Annotated in this window: 15 protein-coding genes; 4 read left to right on the top strand and 11 right to left on the bottom strand. The window is 66.6% G+C overall.

The annotated features are described in order from the left end of the window. Window positions 1-4: 4 nt before the first annotated feature. The 5 genes from rsmI to U1E26_06530 form a co-directional block, all read right to left on the bottom strand. Window positions 5-850 carry a 16S rRNA (cytidine(1402)-2'-O)-methyltransferase gene (gene rsmI / locus U1E26_06550; protein ID MDZ4169299.1) on the bottom strand — a complete coding sequence of 282 codons (846 nt, stop codon included), beginning with the start codon at window positions 848-850 and terminating at the stop codon, window positions 5-7. Then, window positions 840-1,943: a hypothetical protein gene (locus tag U1E26_06545; protein MDZ4169298.1), complete on the bottom strand. Its 1,104-nt coding sequence runs from the start codon at window positions 1,941-1,943 to the stop codon at window positions 840-842. The genes rsmI and U1E26_06545 overlap by 11 nt, the downstream gene beginning before the upstream one ends. A gap of 28 nt (window positions 1,944-1,971) precedes the next feature. Continuing rightward, complete coding sequence (locus U1E26_06540; GenBank protein MDZ4169297.1) at window positions 1,972-3,669, bottom strand: DUF362 domain-containing protein; 1,698 nt, start codon at window positions 3,667-3,669, stop codon at window positions 1,972-1,974. Between the two features lie 32 nt (window positions 3,670-3,701). Further along, entirely contained in the window at window positions 3,702-4,676 is a 975-nt protein-coding gene (locus U1E26_06535; protein ID MDZ4169296.1) for an ROK family protein, read from the bottom strand. 76 nt (window positions 4,677-4,752) lie between these two features. Beyond that, a complete protein-coding gene (locus U1E26_06530) occupies window positions 4,753-5,247 on the bottom strand; it encodes an ImmA/IrrE family metallo-endopeptidase (GenBank protein MDZ4169295.1) in 495 nt (164 codons plus the stop codon). A 179-nt stretch (window positions 5,248-5,426) separates the two neighbouring features. Here U1E26_06530 and U1E26_06525 point away from each other — a divergent pair, with 179 nt between their 5' ends. The 3 genes from U1E26_06525 (at window position 5,427) to U1E26_06515 (ending at window position 10,129) form a co-directional block, all read left to right on the top strand. Further along, complete coding sequence (locus tag U1E26_06525; protein ID MDZ4169294.1) at window positions 5,427-7,328, top strand: HEAT repeat domain-containing protein; 1,902 nt, start codon at window positions 5,427-5,429, stop codon at window positions 7,326-7,328. Further along, window positions 7,325-8,827 carry an HD-GYP domain-containing protein gene (locus U1E26_06520; GenBank protein ID MDZ4169293.1) on the top strand — a complete coding sequence of 501 codons (1,503 nt, stop codon included), beginning with the start codon at window positions 7,325-7,327 and terminating at the stop codon, window positions 8,825-8,827. The genes U1E26_06525 and U1E26_06520 overlap by 4 nt, the downstream gene beginning before the upstream one ends. A 111-nt stretch (window positions 8,828-8,938) precedes the next feature. After that, window positions 8,939-10,129 carry a PQQ-dependent sugar dehydrogenase gene (locus U1E26_06515; GenBank protein MDZ4169292.1) on the top strand — a complete coding sequence of 397 codons (1,191 nt, stop codon included), beginning with the start codon at window positions 8,939-8,941 and terminating at the stop codon, window positions 10,127-10,129. 26 nt (window positions 10,130-10,155) lie between these two features. On the opposite strand, the gene U1E26_06510 is transcribed toward U1E26_06515, so the two are convergent. Further along, complete coding sequence (locus U1E26_06510; protein MDZ4169291.1) at window positions 10,156-10,305, bottom strand: SEC-C metal-binding domain-containing protein; 150 nt, start codon at window positions 10,303-10,305, stop codon at window positions 10,156-10,158. 177 nt (window positions 10,306-10,482) lie between these two features. Here U1E26_06510 and U1E26_06505 point away from each other — a divergent pair, with 177 nt between their 5' ends. Then, window positions 10,483-11,403 carry an HD domain-containing protein gene (locus U1E26_06505; protein MDZ4169290.1) on the top strand — a complete coding sequence of 307 codons (921 nt, stop codon included), beginning with the start codon at window positions 10,483-10,485 and terminating at the stop codon, window positions 11,401-11,403. Window positions 11,404-11,424: 21 nt separating this feature from the next. Here the strand turns inward: U1E26_06505 and U1E26_06500 are convergent, their stop codons facing one another. The 5 genes from U1E26_06500 to U1E26_06480 all read right to left on the bottom strand — a co-directional run bounded on the left by U1E26_06500 (window position 11,425) and on the right by U1E26_06480 (window position 18,267). Then, window positions 11,425-12,450: a beta-eliminating lyase-related protein gene (locus U1E26_06500; GenBank protein ID MDZ4169289.1), complete on the bottom strand. Its 1,026-nt coding sequence runs from the start codon at window positions 12,448-12,450 to the stop codon at window positions 11,425-11,427. Next, complete coding sequence (locus U1E26_06495) at window positions 12,447-13,535, bottom strand: pyridoxal-phosphate dependent enzyme (GenBank protein MDZ4169288.1); 1,089 nt, start codon at window positions 13,533-13,535, stop codon at window positions 12,447-12,449. Before U1E26_06495 ends, U1E26_06500 begins: the two co-directional genes overlap by 4 nt. Before the next feature lie 87 nt (window positions 13,536-13,622). Beyond that, window positions 13,623-16,025, bottom strand: a complete 2,403-nt coding sequence (locus tag U1E26_06490; GenBank protein MDZ4169287.1) for an FtsX-like permease family protein — start codon at window positions 16,023-16,025, stop codon at window positions 13,623-13,625. Between the two features lie 5 nt (window positions 16,026-16,030). Further along, window positions 16,031-16,813 (bottom strand): ABC transporter ATP-binding protein, encoded by a 783-nt coding sequence (locus U1E26_06485; protein MDZ4169286.1) that lies wholly within the window; start codon window positions 16,811-16,813, stop codon window positions 16,031-16,033. Between the two features lie 167 nt (window positions 16,814-16,980). Further along, window positions 16,981-18,267: a (Fe-S)-binding protein gene (locus tag U1E26_06480; GenBank protein ID MDZ4169285.1), complete on the bottom strand. Its 1,287-nt coding sequence runs from the start codon at window positions 18,265-18,267 to the stop codon at window positions 16,981-16,983. Window position 18,268 lies beyond the last annotated feature (1 nt).

The raw sequence follows: 18,268 nt of genomic DNA, 5'->3' as shown, positions 1-18,268 counted from the left end.
TGAGTCAGCTCTTGGCGTGGGCGATCGCGTAGACGGCGTTGCGCGCAAGCCCCAGCTCACCGGCGACGGTCTTCACGGCGGCGTTACGCGATGCTCCTGTCGCCACCAACGCATCGACCCGAGCGCGCACGGCGGCCTCATCGATCTCAACCTCGGCCTCACCTGCCGCAGGAGGGCCTACCAGCAAGACCACCTCGCCCTTGAGCGTCTCGCGGGCACCTATCTGCGCGGCCAGCTCGGGCAGAGGAGCTCGGACGACCTCCTCGTGAAGCTTGGTGAGCTCGCGCGCCATGGCTCCCGTCCGCGCGGGGAACGCCTCCGCCAGCGCCATCAGCGAGACAGCGGTCCGATGGGGTGACTCGTAGAACACGAGAGTCGCGTCAAGCGATGCGAGCCCGTCGAACAACCGGCGTCGCTCCCCTGCCTTGCGAGGAAGGAACCCCCCGAAGTAGAACGCGTGCGTAGGCAACCCGCTGGCCACCAGCGCCGCCGGCACAGCCGACGCGCCCGGCAGCACCTCGACCAAGACGCCCGCATCGAGCGCGGCTGCAACCAGCGTCGATCCGGGATCGCTCACGCCCGGCGTGCCCGCGTCCGAGACAAGGGCGAGCCAGGCACCGGCCCGTACACGTGAGACCACCTCGGGGGTGCGACGCGCTGCCGTGTGTTCGTCAAAGCGCTCGAGGGGGGTCGTGATGTCGTAGTGCGCGAGAAGCTTGTGGGTGACGCGCGTGTCCTCCGCAAGGATGACGTCCGCGCCACGCAGGGTCTCGATGACGCGAAGAGTCACGTCACCGAGGTTGCCTATCGGCGTCGCACAGACTGACAGCCGACCGCTCTCAGGCGCCACCAGCCCTGCCCGTCTCCGCGTCAACGCCCGGTGTGGGCAGCAGGGGCGTAGCGACGCTCTCAGCCGACGACACGGGCGCCGGGGCGTACTCGGCGGGTGGCGCTGACGCCACGGGCGCTGAGGCCGGGTCGACCACGAGCGCCGGGGTCATTCCAGCGGCCTCGCGGAAGAACAGCGTCCAGAGCGCCGAGGTGTAGGTGCCCCAGACCGCGTTATAGGCAAGACCGATACCCACAAACAGGATGAGAAACACCGGAATCGACGCGAGCAGCACGTCCCACTCGCCCGATCCGATCGATACGGCGAGGGGAACGAACATCGCCAAGCCCACCACGACCGCCGGAATCGCGATGACGAACGATGCGGCAAGGTTCAGTGCGGCGTTGAGAAGCCAGACAAGAACCGTGTCTTTGAACCGCGCCCGGAAGAACCGCCACGAGTTGCGCGCCGCCTCGGTAGCACCCTGGCCGCCCAGCATCACGTAGCGAAGCGCGATCAGGTACATGATCCCGAGTACGAATCCCCCGATGAGGAGCACGGGAATGCCCACGACGAGGCTTCCACAGACCGGTGCGATCAGCTCCGGACCGGGCGTCCCGCCGACGCTCACTGTTGCAAAGATGGGCACGATGATCAGCACCATCATGAGCATCCCCACCGCAAAGAGCGGCAACTTCAGCAGGATATCGAGCCCCAAGAGTGTCCAGAAGCGCGCGAATCCGGCGTTCCACAGCTGGCCGAGCGGTCGAGGCGCGCCGTCTTCAACGGAGCTCACGCCCGTCACGAGCCCGCCTCGCGCCGCGATGGCGAAGATCGACCACACCATGCCCATGAAGAAGATGAGAACCGTGGCGGCGATGAGGAGCGGCAGCAGTGATACGAGCCTCTCCATCAGGCGCGTGGTGTCGCCGGGGTCGAAACCGCCCGGCCACGGGGCGCCCGAACCACTGCTGCTGGATCCTCCGGACGAGCCGCTGCCTGAGCCCCCGCTGGCCGAACACCCTGACACTCCCGCGAAGATCCCCAGCACCCACAGCGCTTTGTAGCGCCAGGTGATGGTCCAGGACCGCTTGATGATTCTACCGAGGTCCATCATCTCTCCCTTGGATCTGCTGAACGACTCAGTCGAGCGTGCGCAGCTCGTAGTTTCTGGTGCCAAGGCCATGCGCCTCGGCATAGGCCAAACCGATCGTGCCATCGATTCCGGTGACGGCTGCGAACTTGTCCGTACCGGACTCGAGACCATCGCCTTGCGTCCCTGGCAGACCCGCAGCCCGTTGGACGAGGTCGAATGCCGCCTGGTCGATGGCGACGATGTCCGTTGAAGCCAGTATTCCGACATCGGAGACGATGCTCGCGTCACTGAAATGCCAGCAATCACAGTCGGGGGACACGTTCATCACGAAGGAGAGGTAGATGACCTTGCCGTCCTTGCCGCTGACCGCGCCGGCAACGTGTTCGACGATCTTCTCCTGGATCGCGCCGGGCTCGGTCTTCCACTGAATGGCGATAGCAGCGTACGGACACGCAGCCACACACTCGCCGCATCCGTAGCACCGTTCGTAGTCGATGCGGGCGATGCGGTCCGGCGTGATCGCGATGGCATCGACCGGGCACCAGCTCACGCACTTGCCGCATGCGGTGCACTTCTCGGCGCCGACCTGCGGCTTGAGGTCCGAGTGCATGCGCTGTTTGGCGCTGCGACACCCCAAACCCATTCCGACGTTCTTCAGCGCCCCGCCGAACCCCGTGGCCTCATGTCCCTTGAAGTGGGTCACGACCACGAGGGCATCCGCGTGGGCTGCCGTCGATCCGATGCGCACACTGTCGAAATGCGCGTATCCGCTGATAGGGACATCGACGGCGTCCCTGCCGTCAAGCCCGTCCGCGATCACGATGGGTGCCTCCACGGTCGCGAAGGAGAAGCCGTTGCGCACCGCGCATCCCATGTGGTCGACAGCGTTCGCGCGCTTCCCGCGATAGAGCGTGTTCGAATCGGTGAGGAACGGTTTACCGCCGGCTTCCCTGACGAGACGAACCACTTCGCGAAGGAACACAGGGCTCACGAACCCGGTGTTGCCCTCCTCGCCGAAATGGAGCTTGACCGCGACAAGGTCGCCGTCATCGATGGTGTTCTCAAGTCCCGCTCGCTGCAGCAGCCGCCCGGCACGGGCCACGAGCGACTCCTTCTTCGTCGTGCGTACCGGCGCGAACCACACCAAGGCCGCAGCGGGTTTGGGCGCAGGCGGCGTGACAAACGCTGGCGCAGGCCCGGGCACGGGCGCAGGCGGCAAGGAGACCTCATGGACGGGAGCCGGGGACGGAGCGGGAACCGGGACCTGCGGCTCCTCGAACAGCGTACCGTTGGGGACGGACACCACATCATCCACCGACGCCACGACCGTTGCGCCGAGCACTGCCGATAGCGCGTCCTCAAGCGAGGAGGACACCGCATCGCTCGTCAGCTGTTCGCCGGCGGCCAGATCCTGAGCGGCTTCTGTGACCGGCTCCGGTGTGGACGGCGAGTCGTCGGTGGCCTCGTGCTCGACAACCTCGCCGCGCTCCGGCACCTCCACGACCACCGCGGCAGGCCGTATCCCGTCGAGCACCAGCCGAGCGACATCGAGGGTCACGGGCATGCCCCGGCGCGAGGCATACGCCTGCACATTGATGAGCGCGCCCTTGAGCGTCTGTGGAAGAGCGTACTTGTCGGCGATGTAGTCGAGGACCTCCTCGGGGATGTCGAAGCCCTCGCGGGCCGCTTTGTCCCTCAGGATGAGCTGCCGTTCCTCAACCTCATCGATTCTGTCGTCAGACACCTTCGCTACCTCCCACGTCGTTGCCGAAAGACCTACCGGTGCAGGCCCTCCCGAGAGTCATGTTCGTCGAACGCGAGGGCGGCCGCACCGAGCACGCCCGCGTCGTTGCCGAGGACCGCGGGCACGACCTCGACATCACGGCGCCCGGCGAGCGCCTCGGCCTGCATCACCTGCACCGCCCGCTCGACGAGCACGTCGGCCGACTCTCCGATACCGCCACCGATGCAGATGAGGCGCGGATTCAACAGGTTGACGAAACCGACCAGCGCCCTACCAAGAACCTCTCCGGCCTCCACCAGGATCGCGCGCGCCACCGCGTCGCCACCGCGAGCCGCCATCACCACGGCCTCGGCGGTCACGGCCTCGATGTCGCCGCCCGCCGCGTCGAGTATCGCCCGCCCGGAGAACGCACGGGCGGCCGCCTGCCCTTTGGCCGCCAGTGCCGGTCGGCCGAGAAACGCTTCAAGGTGGCCGCGCCCGCCGCAGGGGCACTCCGGCCCATCAAGATCGATGACCATGTGTCCTATCTCGCCACCGAGCCCGCGCGACCCGCGGTACGGCTCGCCGGCGACCCACATTCCTCCGCCGACACCCGTGCCAAGCGTGATCATGAGGAAGTCGCGCGCACCCTTGGCGGCGCCATAGCGTGACTCTCCGAACGCTGCGAGATGTCCGTCGTTGTCGATGGTCACCTCGCTGCGCGTGCGAGACATCACAAGCGAACGGACATCGACCCCGGCCAGCGGCAGGTTCGTGCAGAATTCGACTTCCTGCCGCAGGAAGTCGACCTGAGCCGGGAGGCCGATACCGGCGCCCGCGACTTCAGAAGGATGGACCCCCGAGGTCACCTCTGCGGCGAGGTCGATCACCGCATCCACGACGGCGAACGGCCCGCCTTTGGGGGTGAGGCGCTTGGCCTCCTTGACGATGCGTCCCTTGCGCTCCACGAGCCCGGCCGCAATGCGCGTTCCCCCCACATCGATACCTACGGCGTACGTCGTACGCATAAGTCCCCTCTCGCGTGCGTGTGAGCCGACATCGACCACACGATGTGATGATACCGCTCGGCGCCGCTGCCGAGGCTCAGAAGTCCCAAGCCACTCCCTGCGAAGCCCTCACAAGACCCATGTCTTGCATCCGGGACAGCATCTCGCTCTCGCTGACTCCGAAGAGCCGGGCGAGGTAGCGGTAGTCGTTGAACCACAGTCGACCCTGATCGATCACCATCTGAGTGGGCAGCAGCAGTTCGCGAGCGACGAGGTCTGCCTCTCGATGATCGTCCTGGTCGCGAGGGTACGAGTTGCCATCACCGTGAAGCACGAGGAGAACGTGGCCCAGCATGTGTGCCAGAGCCCCCCGGCGGACCTGTTCGGGTTGCGCCCAGTTGATCACCATGACAGGGAGTCCGTCTTCGTAGACGGTGGCTGCGGTGAAGAACAGCGGTAGATTGACCGGGCGAACGGGAATGCCGAGGGACGCGACGATATCATCGAGCGCGATCGGAGGCTCGGTCGCACCGATCCGGTCGAGAGTCTCAGTCGCGATGCCGCGATAGTATGCTTCGGTTCTAAGCGACACCACTCATCCTGACGCCGCACGGGTACGTTGTAGTACACACTGTACCGTGATGATTCCCCTCGGGCTCACCGAGTCGACAAGGCTGAGTGTGATGGACCGCACATTCGCTTTCACAAGATGGTCCGTTGAGCCGATATACGATGAAGGCGCACGGCAAGCGAGAGGAGGGTTGCGGGCACATGGACGCCGAAGGCTTCCCGCGTGCAGAAGAGGCACTGCGCCTGCTGGCCAACGCCGTCGCGGCCGCTCGTCTCTACCCCCCTGCATCCGCGATTCCCCGCGAGGCGGCCGAGAACCTCGTCGAACGCGCCCGCACGCTCACCGCAGCCGGACCCCTTCGCTACCACCTCGATCCCGACGGCTTTCGCGTCGGCGAGACTCCCATCGCGGCGGGACAAAGTCAGGTCATGGCTCTGGCTGAGTCGCTCTACGCGCTCCAAGCGGGACAGCTCGTGATGGCCCCGGGGGTCACGCTCGATGAGGTTCTGGTCTTCGTGGACCTCACCAACCGCGACGCGACGCGCGTGCGATCCGCAGGCGGATTGCGGGCGCAGCTCGGCGCTTCGGGCGTCGCGCACATCGCGATCATCGAGGTCTCCCTCAGGGCCTCCGAAGACGGCGGGCTGCTCGGGCTCGATCTCACCAGCGCCCCGCTCGACGAGATCGCTGCCGGCATCGCCGACGCTGCCGAGCGGCGCGCGCAGATGGCCGCCCAGGGCGCCGCGAGCGACGAGCTCGCTGAGGCGGTCGATCGACTTGAGGACGCCATGCGCGAGATCGCCCTGGAGCGCGTGGCCGCGGCGATGATGCGGCTGGACGAGCAGACTCGGATGCGCGTGCTCGGGCTGTCGCTCAAAGCCGACACGTCCGGGGAGCGCATGGAGGGGATGCTGGCCGCCGTGGCGCGCATGAAACCGGCCTCCCTCGCCCGCCTGCTCACCCTGGTCGCATCGCAAGCGGATACCGACCCTCGGCGCATCGCGACTGCACTCACCCTCCCGCCGGAGGCTACGAAGATGCTCATGATGATGCTCGAGCCTCGACCGAATCTCGACCCTGACTTCGGAGTTCCGGCACAGGAGCAGGCTCAGTCGCTGGCCGACGAGATGGACCGCGACGACACCGAGGACCAGGCCGAGGTCGCCCGTCAAGTGGCCATCGCCTCGCCGGCGCTCGCCTCCGGTCGGGCACTGGCGACGGCGACGGCCGTCTCTCGCTCGCACGCCGATCCGGGAACGATACGCGCAATCGGCGAGGTGCTGCCGCGCGCTGCGCGGGACGGGGCGTTCTCCACGGTCCGCGAGACACTGCGCCGGCTTGATGAGATCGCGACCGAACCGTCTCTGGCCGATGAGGTGACGGTGGCACGCGCGACCCTCGCCGACCCGAAGGTACTGACGGAGGTCTGCCGTGCCCCGGTGACCGACGCCGATGCGGCCATCGCCGGCGAGATCCTCCAGGCGGCAGGACCACCGGGTGCTGAAGCGCTTCTCGATGTGTACGTGAGGCTTTCAGAACCCAAGCGCTCATTGCTGCGACCGGTGATGCGCAGCATGAGCGAGGGCGTGCTCGGCGTGGCACGCCAGCGCTTGCGCACCGCCGACCCGGCGATGGCCGTCGCCATCATCCGAACGCTTCCCCAGCTTGGCGACCGCCGGGCCGTGCCTGTTGTGGCGGCCGGTCTCACCAGCCTGGACGAGCAGGTCCGCTTCGCATCGGCGTCCGCGCTTGCCAGCATGCCCGTGCCCGAGGCCGAGGCAGCCCTCATCCGGGCGATCAACCATCGTGAGCCGGAGACGCAACGCCAGGTGGTGCGCGAGGTGGCACGCGCCCACATCGAGGGGGCCGTACCGGCGCTCTCCCGAGCGCTTGAGGATATCAACGTGTTCCAGCGGACGTACGAGACGCGCAAGGAGATCATCGCGGCACTCGAGGAGATAGGGACTCCGGAAGCCGAGAAGGCCCTGCGCCGTTTCGCACAACGAACGCTTGGATTGGGCAGAAAGAGCAGAGAGCTTCGTGTGCGCGCCGTGCGGGTGGCCGATGAACTCTCAAGGAGCCGAGGAGTGAGCCAGCAGTGACTGACGCACCGTACCGCCCAGAGAACGAAGGTCCTCTCGCCAGTCCGGAGGCAATCGCGCAAGAGGCCATCGAAGAGCCGCGGATGGTCGCGGTCCAGGCGCCCTTCGCCACGCCCGAGAAGCTCTCGCTCGCCCGTGACCTTGTCCGCACCCTCGCTGTGGCACATACCAACGCGGCGCTCTACCCGACCACGCATCCCTCGGTCGCGGCGTCACTTGAGGAGTTCGTCGCGGCCCTGCAGGCACTTTCCCGTCACGGATTCGAGCACCTCACACTGAACATCTACAAGAACACCCTCTTCGTCGAGAATCAGGTGTTCCCGGAGGAGAGCGTCACCTACCGCAAGCTGATTGACGAGTTCTTGGCCCGAGGAATCTCAGCGGCCACCTTCTTGCCTGCTATCAAGCCAAGCGAGGCTGCGGCGGTGTTGGACCTGCTCGGGGAGGTGCGGGTGACCGAGATCGAGGCCGCCCGCTCGTACCTCGAGGCCCGCGGAGTGACCGCCGTTACGGTCGCCGAGACGAGCACCCTCGATGAGAGTGGTGACGAGGAGCATAACCGCGAGGTCCGCGCCCGGGCTCGCGAGAGCTACGACTCGGGGCTCAACGCGATGCGCGAGATCGAGGCGCAGGCCAAGCTCGGACGGGTGGTCGAGATCGGCGGATTGCAGCAGGTCGTAGGCGGGTTGCTCGACAACCTGCTGAGGGATCCGGCCGCCGTGCTGGGCCTGACGGCCATCAAGGGCCATGACGACTACACGCTCAACCACTCGATCAACGTGTGCATACTCTCGCTCTCGCTGGGATCGGCTTTGGGGCTGTCCGCGGAAGACCTGCGCAGTCTTGGCCTCGCAGCCTTGCTCTACGACATCGGCAAGGTACGCATCCCGGGCGAAGTGCTGCTCAAGGCCGGACCGCTCACGGCGCAGGAGTGGCAGATCGTGAAGCGGCACTCTGAAGAGGGTGCCGACCTGCTCAAGAGCATCCAACTTGCCGACAAGCTGGCGATGATCGTCGCCTTCGAGCACCATCAGCGTCACGACCTCATGGGGTACCCCGAAGTGGCATCCGGTGGCGAACAACACCTGTTCTCAAAGATCGTCGCCGTCTGTGATGCCTACGACGCGATGACCACGATGCGCCCCTTCCGGCGCGAGATTCGGCCCGACAAGGCACTCGCCGTGCTCATGCAGGGCCGCGGCAAAGCCTACGACCCGGGCGTCACCAAGTCCCTCGTGGCGATGCTCGGCATCTATCCGATGGGAGCGGTGGTCATCCTTGACGACGCCTCGACGGCCGTCGTCTACCGGGTCAACAACGATGACCTGCTGCACCCACGCGTGAAGGTGCTCGCCGACGCGAGCGGACGATGGAACGAGACGCCCGAAGTGCTCGATCTGCGTGTGATCGACGTGCAGACAGGTCAGCCGCTGCGAACCATCGACGAGTGCGTACCCGCCGCTGATGCGGGCGTCGACGACGTGTGGCAGTACCTGTAGAGCTGCGTGCGACCGACGGGAGTCAGGCGTCTGACCGCGGGCGTTCGACGCGGTCCTTGACCGACAGCAGCCACCGGGCGACGTCTTCGCCGCCATCGAGAAGGGAGCCTGATGGACATCAGACGCATCGTGGTGCCACTGCTCGTCTGCGCATCGGTGGCGCTTGCGGGTTGCAGTCGAGCCGAACCTCGGGTGCTCCAACCGCCGTCACCGACGCCTCCCCCAGCAAGCGTCCCGACGAGTGCGCCGGTCTCGCTCACTGACGTCGAGGTCTCTTTGCAGCCGGTGGCCGAGGGTTTCGATCGGCCCGTCTTCGTGACCCACGCCGGCGACGGATCCGGCCGTCTCTACGTGGTCGAACAGAGCGGCTCCATTCGCGTGATCGCACCGAAAGGGGCCGGAATCGCCCCCTTCCTCGACGTGAGCGAGCTCATCTCCGATGGGGGCGAGCGCGGACTGCTGGGTCTGGCGTTCTCGCCGGACTACGCGAGTTCGGGCGACTTCTACGTGAACTACACCGACCGCGACGGCGCGACGGTCGTGGCCAGCTACCGGGCCATGGACCCGGCAGCGCTCACCCCCAAGCTGGCGACGCCCGCCACGCTCCTTCGGATCGAGCAGCCGTACTCCAACCACAACGGCGGCTGTATAGCTTTCGACGAGGACGGCCTGCTGTGGATCGGGATGGGCGATGGCGGCAGCGGCGGCGATCCCGAGGACCGTGCGCAGAACCCCAAGAGTCTGCTGGGCAAGATGCTGACGCTCGACGTTTCGAAGCCGGGGTCCAAGCCACGCATCGCCATCACCGGCGTTCGCAACCCGTGGCGCTTCAGCTTCGACCGGTCGACCGGCGATCTGTGGATCGCGGACGTGGGCCAGAACGCCTGGGAGGAAGTGCACCTGCTGCAGGCGGGCTCCATCGACGGCGCGAATCTCGGCTGGAACCTGTGGGAGGGTTCACATCCCTACCCCGAGGGCTCGAACCCTTCGCGCAAGGGATTCGTGTTCCCGGTTGCTGAGTACGGCCATGACGAAGGCCGCTCGATCACCGGCGGCTACGTGTACCGGGGCTCCGAGTCCCCGGGGCTGACGGGCGCCTACGTGTTCGCCGACTTCGAGGCGGGCTGGATCGGCGCGCTCGCTGCGATGCCTGAGGGGTCGGACGCCGGGCCGCGCACGCCCGTTCGCCTCGTGGACGACGCCGGGCAGCCCTCTTCGTTCGGCGAGGACGAGGCGGGCGAGCTCTACGTCTGTGACTACGCCTCGGGCACCGTCAGCAAGGTGGTGGCGCGGGCCAGGTAGGCCTCGGCCGACCCGGGCCACCGCTCTCACCGGTCTTGGCAGCACGCCTTGAACTTCTGGCCGCTCCCGCACGGGCACGGATCGTTGCGCCCGGTGCGTGCGGCCTCCTCAGCCAGAAGCGTCATGATCACACCGGCCTCCCGGCCTTGCTCCAGGAGCGCCGACATCATCCTCATGCGCCGATCGGTGTGCCGGAAGAAGTACTTCAGCCCTTCGCAGATGGCCGGCGTTCGCCGCGCTTATGGTGCACAGCACGTAGGGGTTGCCCGCACAGGCGGGCAACCCCTGCACTGCGCGGCGCGATTGCCGTAGAATGATGCGCGTCCGTATCCCTGCCAGGGAAGGCTCAATCCGTGCGCGACAGCGATGGTAACCGGCGTCCGGAACTCGAGCTTCTGCTCCTGCTCGTCCTCGTAGGAGCCACGGTCTTCGCGATCCTGGTTGCCGAGCACAAACTCGCATTCCTCGCGTTCTTCCAGATTCCCGTGCTGGTCGCGTCGTACTTCCTTGGCCGCCGCCAGGGAGTGATGGTCGCGACACTGGCCGTCCTCATGGTCGGCATCTACGCCGTCATCAACCCGACGGTGTTCATCCCCGATCCAGACCAGACGCCGGGGGTCGCCCTCTTCCTGTGGGGCGCCTTCCTTATCGTGACGGCCTACGTCGTGGGCACGCTGTATGAGGCAAAGGCAACCGCCGCATCCGACCTACGACAGGCGTACGAGGGGCTCGTCGACATCCTGTCCGAGCTCATCGACGCGGTCGACCACTACGCCGACAACCACTCGGTGCGCGTCGCCCGGCTTGCCGCACGCATCGGCGTGGCGATGAACCTGCCGGTGGACCAGATCGAGAACATCCGGGTAGCGGGGTTGCTGCATGACATCCAGAAGGCCGACGTCAGCATCGACGTCCTGCGCAAAGCAGCCCAGACGGATTCCGGCTCCCACGAAGGTCCGGGGCTCCTCATGGCCAAGCGCTTCCAGGCGTCCGGTGGCCTGCTGCGGGATGTCGTACCGCTGATCGAGAGCTACAACGAGCGTTTCGACGGTGAGGGCGCGCACGGGCAGACGGGCGAAGCGATTCCGCTTGGCTCCCGGGTGCTCGCGGTGGCTGACGCACTCGATCGCGCTATGGCACCCACGCCCTACGGGCAGGGGCTGACCGCGCCGCAGGCCATCATGGACGTCGAGGCCCTGTCCGGAACCAGTTTCGACCCGACCGTCATCGACGCGACGATCGTCGTCTTCGAGTCGGGTGGACTCGAAGACTGAGCGGCTCACACGCGCTCGCCCTCAGCCGAGTGCTCCGACAAGCGCATCGACGTCTTCGGCAGCTGTGTCCCACGACGTGACCCAGCGGACCTCGTCGACCCCGGGCCTCGCGTTCTCGCGCCACGTGTAGAAGTGGAAGCGCTCCGCCAGCGTCAGCGCACGACCATGTTCTAGGAGCGCGAACACCTCGTTGGCCTGCGGTTGCTGGCTGAGCTCGACTCCCGCGCGGCGCGCGCCCTCGGCCAGTCGTGTGGCCATCGAGTTGGCGTGGCGCGCTGACACGAGCCACAGATCCCCGGAGAAGAGCGCCTCGAACTGCGCGGCGGCGAAGCGCATCTTGCTCGCAAGCTGAGAGAGCTGTTTGCGCGTGAAGACCACGTCGCGCGTCCGAGCGTCTCCGAAGACCACCACCGCCTCGCCGAAGACGAGCCCGTTCTTCGTGCCTCCGAGCGAGAGCAGATCCACACCTGCCTTGGACGTGATGTCGGCAAGCCCGCAACCCAGGGCTGCTGCCGCGTTGGCCAGCCGCGCGCCATCGACGTGCAGAAGCAGCCCGTGTGCGTGCGCCAGGTCGGCGAGCGCTGACAGCTCGTCGGGCGAGTACACGGTACCGAACTCGCTCACGTTGCTCACGCTGATGACGCGCGGCTGGGCGGCGTGCTCGAAACCCAGAGTGGACAGGTGGGGCTCCACCAGGTGCGGTGTCAGCTTGCCGTCGGGCGTGGCGACGGGGATCAGCTTCACACCAGCCAGCCGCTCGGGCGCCGCTGCCTCATCGCAGTTGATGTGGGCTGACTGGGCACAGATGACCGAGTGCCACGGCCGACACACCGTCGCGAGGCACACACAGTTTGCTCCGGTGCCGTTGAACGTGAAGGCGACATCGCACTCGTCGCCGAGGTGGCGCTTCAGAACAGCAATCGCCCGTGCAGTCACCGGATCGTCTCCGTACGCGTGAGCGTGGCCCTCGTTGGCCGCCACCATGGCGGCGAGCACCTCGGGGTGGGCTCCCGAGTGGTTGTCACTGCCGAATCCTCGCCAGCTCATGTGGTGGGCCCCTTCTCGCTTGCGAACAGACGGTCGCACTCGACGACGTACTCCTGCAGCACGCCGGGCAGGTCCTCATCGCGCCCCGCAGGCGGCAGGGGGCTTGAGTTGTAGGTGTCCCAGAACAAGACGTCGGCGTCATCGAGCGCACCTGACACCGAGTCGGCGAGAAGCGCCGCGAGCGCCTTGCCCGTGTAGGTGGTCTCGGCGGGGATGCCGGCCTCAGTCGCAACCCGCACCGCCTCGACGCTCTGTGTGGTCGGCACGCCGTACCCGGGCTCGAAGAACTCCTCCCGCAAGGCGAATCGCAGATCCTCGAACGCGACGTCCGGCATGCCCGAATCCAAGGACCGCAGCCTGTCGACCGTCGCGATGGTGAGCGTCCGGGCACTCTCGAGGTTGCAGACCTCGCCCGGCGTGACGCGCACCGCCTCGACGCGCGTGGGCGCCTCGAGCAGGGAGAATCCGATGGCCAGCCCGATGGCGGTGCCGATGGTTCCGCCTGCGAGGTACACGCGGTCGGGTAGCCCTTCGCCCGTTGCCTGCGCCTGCGCGGCCAGCTCAAGTGCTGCGTTCACGTACGCGATGGCTCCGAGCGCGTTCGTGCCGCCCATCGGGATCACGTACGGCTCGACGCCATCGCGCTCGGCGAGTTCCCGGCGGACGCGCACGGCCTCGCGGGAGCCGTCCCACCCCTCGATGGCATGGATGTGGGTACCGAGGCCGGCGTGGGCCCGCAGCGTGCGGGCGGCGAATGGCCCCGGCGCCTGCGGCGACAGCACGACGTGCGGCTCGATCCCGGCCGCGGACGCGTGCACCGCCGTCGCCAGCGCATGATTGGAGCCGTAAGCACCGAAGGTGATCACGGCGCGCCGCTTCTGCGCGAGCGCCTCACCCAGGAGCAACTCCAGCTTGCGCGCCTTGTTGCCGCCGTATGCGCGTGCGGAAGCGTCGTCGCGCTTCACGCGAAGCATGCGGGCACGCGTGTCGAGCTCGAGCGGCTCGAGCGGCGTGGGAAGATCGCACAGGGCCAGGCGCGGCATCCCGCTCGTGCCCGGCAGTCTCATCAGTAGCGGGTAGGACATGCGCTCTCCCTCGGTGGTGATTGCGGCCGCGGCGCAATGGCCGCGCATCCTCTTCAGTGTACGTGCCGAAGCCGACATGTCAGCGCCCTACTCGTAAGCGATCGCGTCGCGAATCGAGACCATGCTTGCGCGCCAGGCAGGCAGCAGACTCGCCACGGCGGCGATCAACACGACCAGCACCAGCCACATCCCGACGCCCCACCACGAGTACGCGTACGAGAGCGGCAGCCCCATGGCCGTACCCAGCGCATCAACGAGCCACACCGACAGCGGCCACGACAATAGGGCACCCAAGCCCCACGCCATCAGCCCGACGACGACCCCCTCGGTGATGTAGATGCCGAAGATCGAGGCGTGGCTCGCACCGATCGAGCGCATGACCCCGATCTCGCGCGTCGACTCGAGCACGTTGATCGTCATCGTGCCCGTGAGCCCGATGACCCCGACGGCCGCGAGGATGACCGCCATGATGACGAGGAACGTGACGAGGATGCCCAACTGATTGGCGATCGTCTGTTTCTGCGCCTCCTGCGTCTGAGAGCCCGATATCGTCAGTCCGGCTTCGTCAAGGCGCCGTTCGAGCTCCCGTGAGGTGCGCACCTGCGAGTCGGGGTCTGAGGCAGGCGTCTGCACCAGCAGCCGCGTGACGAAGCCTTCCGCTCCGGTCGCTTCCTGGAGGACCTCACGGTCGATGAACATCACCGAACCCATAAGCTGCCCCGTGACCACCCCGACGATTCGCCAGCGCCGTTCGGCTCCACGAACCGTCACGTACATGATGTCGCCCACGCTCAGGTAGGGTTCGTCTTTCAGCACGTCGGTATTGACGACGACCTCATCCGCGCCACCGGGCTCAAGCCAGCGCCCGGCGACCAGAACCGGCGTGATGAACTCGGTGTCGACCGGAACACCCAGCGCGTAGGTCTCCTGGTTCTCGGAGCCGTCGGGTCGCGTGAGCGAGACCTGAGAGTCGAACCACGTCTCCACCGCATCCACGTCGGTCACCTTGGCCGCCTCGCTTTCGAGGTCCGCCTGCCGCTGAGGGCGCGCCATGAACACCTGTGCGTCGTAGCGCCACCACGCCCCCATGTCCTCGACGGTCTGGAGCATGGACGCGCGCACGGTCACGACGCCCATCACCACCGCCGACGCCAGAACCAGCGTTGTCAGGGTGAGCGCCAGCCGCCCTTTTCGGACGAACGTGTTGCGCAGCGAGAGCGCGACCGGGCGAGGAAGCCCCCGGAGCAACCCGAGCGCGCGGTCGATGATCCCGGTGCCGAAGCGCGTGCCACTGCCCGCCGGGTCGAGCGCGCGCGCCACAGGGAGCGTCGTCCCCTTGTGAATAGGGAACGCGGCGGCCAGGACCGGCACGACAAGACCGACGAAGAGCACCAAGCCAAAGACCCACGCCGGGGGCGAATCGCTCGCCAGACGGAAGTTCATGATCCCCGCTGCGTACTCGGCGAACCAAGCGCCGGCCCACAGCCCCAGCGGAAGCCCTATCGCGACAGCCAGCACCCCGTACGCGGCGACCAGAGCGAGATACATCCATGCGATCTGGACGTGCCGGCCTCCCACCGCCTTCATGATGCCGACTTGGCGCACCTGCTGCGCGAGGATCGCCTGAACCGTGGTGACGACGAGAAAGCCCGAGAGCGCAAGCGCCATGATGCCCAGTGCAAGCAGGAGCAACGAAACGGCCTTGAAGATGTCGCCCAGGAAGTGGCTTCCCGGTTCGGGCACCTCAAGCCGCAAGGTGTTGACGCCCGCTGCGGTGAGATCGGTGTCACGGATGTCGGCGGCGATACGACTGGCAGCCGACCTCGACACCGTCGGATCGAGGACGATCGAGAGGTGATTGAGCGCATCCGGTTCGCCCAGCACCGCCAACGTCTCCATCGAGACAAAACCCGTCAATGCGTCTTGGAACTGGGCCGGCACGACGTTGATGTCGTGGGCGAACCCCTCAACCCTGAGCTTGCCGCGCTTCCCCGCCGAGGTCTCGACATTGATGATGTCGCCTACGCTGATGTCTTCGATCTGCAGCGCGCTCTTCTCGAGGATGACACCGCCTGGCCGGGGCGGCCACGCGGCGTACTCCTCGCGAACGAGCTTCTGCACCCCGCCGCGCCCGAACTGAGGAATCGCCCACAGCCGCAGCGTCTCCCACCCCTCGGTGGTCGCCGTCTCCTCGATTGAGGCGGTCGAGTAGCGCACCGTCACGCGGCGCCGCCCCTCGGCATCACGGACATCCTCACGATCGGCGATGTTAGCGGGGAGCTTGGCGTCGAACCCGGTCGTGTCGAACTGTGCCGACGGCGGGATGCTCGCCTCGAAGTCGACGTCGAACTCGCGCAGCAGAATCTCGCGCCCGCCCATCACGACCGCTATCGCGAACACCCCGACCGCAATCGACAAGACGACGAGTGCGGTGCGGATCTTGTGACTTGTGAGGTCGCGGGCGACCTTGTGCCAGCGCGGGGAGATCATGCGAGCTAGCCCCGGCCCGCGGAGTCGGCCCCGGCGCTGCGACCGGCGGCAGCCGCAGCTTCTTCGGCAAGCTCCTCTTCCAGCCAGCGGCGCCGGTCCTCCACGATCTCACCGTCGGCCACGTGCAGGGCGCGCGTGACGCGGCTGGCCAGGTCGTTGTCGTGGGTGACCATGACGATCGTCTTGCCGCGTGCCACGAGCTGCTCGAACAGCGTGAAGACGGCGTCAGCGGTCTTGGAGTCCAGGTTCCCGGTGGGCTCGTCGGCCGCGATGATCGGCGGATCGTTGGCCAGAGCGCGCGCGACTGCGACGCGCTGCTGCTGCCCGCCGGAAAGCGCCGAGGGCAACTTGTACGCCTGGTCGGCCATCTCGACCTGCTCGAGCAGTTCAAGCGCCACTTTCGGGCGGTCGTCGACGCGGTGTACGCCGCAGAAGTCCATCGGCAGCATGATGTTCTCGATCACGGTGAGCGTGGGCAGCAGCTGGAAGAACTGGAAGACGACGCCGATGGACCTGCCGCGCCATACGGCAAGCGCGTTCTCGCTCAGACCGTGGACGGGAGTGTCCTCGACGAAGATGTTGCCCGACGTCGGGTGGTCTATCCCGGTGATCATATTGATGAGGGTGGTCTTGCCGGAACCCGACTTGCCGATGAGACCGACGAACTCTCCGCGGCCCACCTCCAGGTTCACGCCCTTGAGCGCCGTGAACGCCACCCCGCCGGTGTCGTAGGTCTTCACGACATCGACGAGTCGGATCAGTGTCGATTCACTCGAAGCGTCCGTCACCGGCGTTCCTTCCGAAGGGTCGCATTCCGTCCACAGGGGAATCTACCACCCAGCGCCTCGGGTATCCCTGCTCAAGAGCGAACGCCGCGCCGATTCCGCAGGGGCCGCACGAAGGGCCCATCATCGCTGACGGGCCCTTCACTCATTCGGCGTTGAATCCGTGCGTGCTACGCTTCCGCCCCTGTCGTGCGGCCCTTCAGCGGCATCGCCTCGACCACCAGGTCCATCACCTGCTTGATCTCAAGCCCCAGATCGTGCACCGCGTTGAGCTCGTTGATCTGCAGACGGCAGTTCTCGCAGGGGCACGCCAGCACCGACGCTCCGCTGGCGCGCAGTTGCTTCACCTTCTCGTCCCCGGACTTCACACGCATCTCGTTGTACTCCTCCATCGCCACGATTCCGCCGCCGCCCCCGCAGCACCACTGTTCGCCGCGGCTGGGGGTCAGGTCGACGAAATCGGCCGAGATCGCCTTCACGATGTCGCGAGGCTGCTCGAAGATGCCACCATTGCGTCCGATCTGACACGGGTCGTGGTACGTCAGCCGTTCCTTGATCGCACCCGGCTGGACGGTGATGCGCCCATCCTTGATGTACTCGTCGATGACCTCGAGGATGTGGCGGACCTTGAACGGTAGCGGCTCGCCGGACCACGCGGCGTAGAACATCTCGGCGACGCGGTAGGCGTGACCGCACTCGGGGATCACGACTTCCTTGACGCCCAGCCGCACGGCCTCGTCGACGTAGCGCTTCGCGATCAGGCGCGCCTTCTCGGCATCACCGTAGAAGTAGCCGTAGTTCGCGGACTCGAACAGCGAGAGCGTCCAGTTGGTACCTGCCTCGTTGAAGATGACCGCGGCGGACTTGAAGCTGTGTGCACCGGCAAGCGCCACGTAGAGCACATCGGCACCCACGCGGTCCACGGGAATCTCAGCGTTCGGGTTTCCGGTCAGCTCGCGCACTTCGGTCTCGACATCCTTGAACCCTGCAACGAGCGAATCGCGAAACATCTCGAGGTTGTCGCCCTTGAAGAGCGCGGCGTCGGCAAGCTGGCCCAGCATCTCGTTGCCCCTACCCGCGGCGACGAGAATCGCCTTAGAGGTGGCCAGTATCCAACCGGTGTCGATCGAGAACGGGCAGTAGTACATGCACCGGCGACACCCCGTGCACGCGTACGTAGCATCGGCGAGTTCGTCGAGGAGGTTCTCATCCGGGTCGCGCGCCTCGTAAAGGGCGGGCACGAACTGCCCCGACTTCGTGAAGTACTTGCGATAGATCTGGCGAACCAGCTCCGCACGCCGCGCGGGCAGGTACTTCATGTCGCCCGTTGCGGTGTACTGATGACACGCGTCTTTGCAGACGGCGCATCGCGCGCAGATGTCCATGTACTGCTTGAGCGTGCGGTTCATCTTCTTGTCGAGTGTACCGACGATGGTTTCGATGGTCTGCTGCTCCATG

The sequence above is a fragment of the Coriobacteriia bacterium genome, assembly GCA_034370385.1.
Lineage (GTDB): Bacteria > Actinomycetota > Coriobacteriia > Anaerosomatales > PHET01 > JAXMKZ01.
This window is presented reverse-complemented; position numbering and strand designations above follow the sequence as displayed.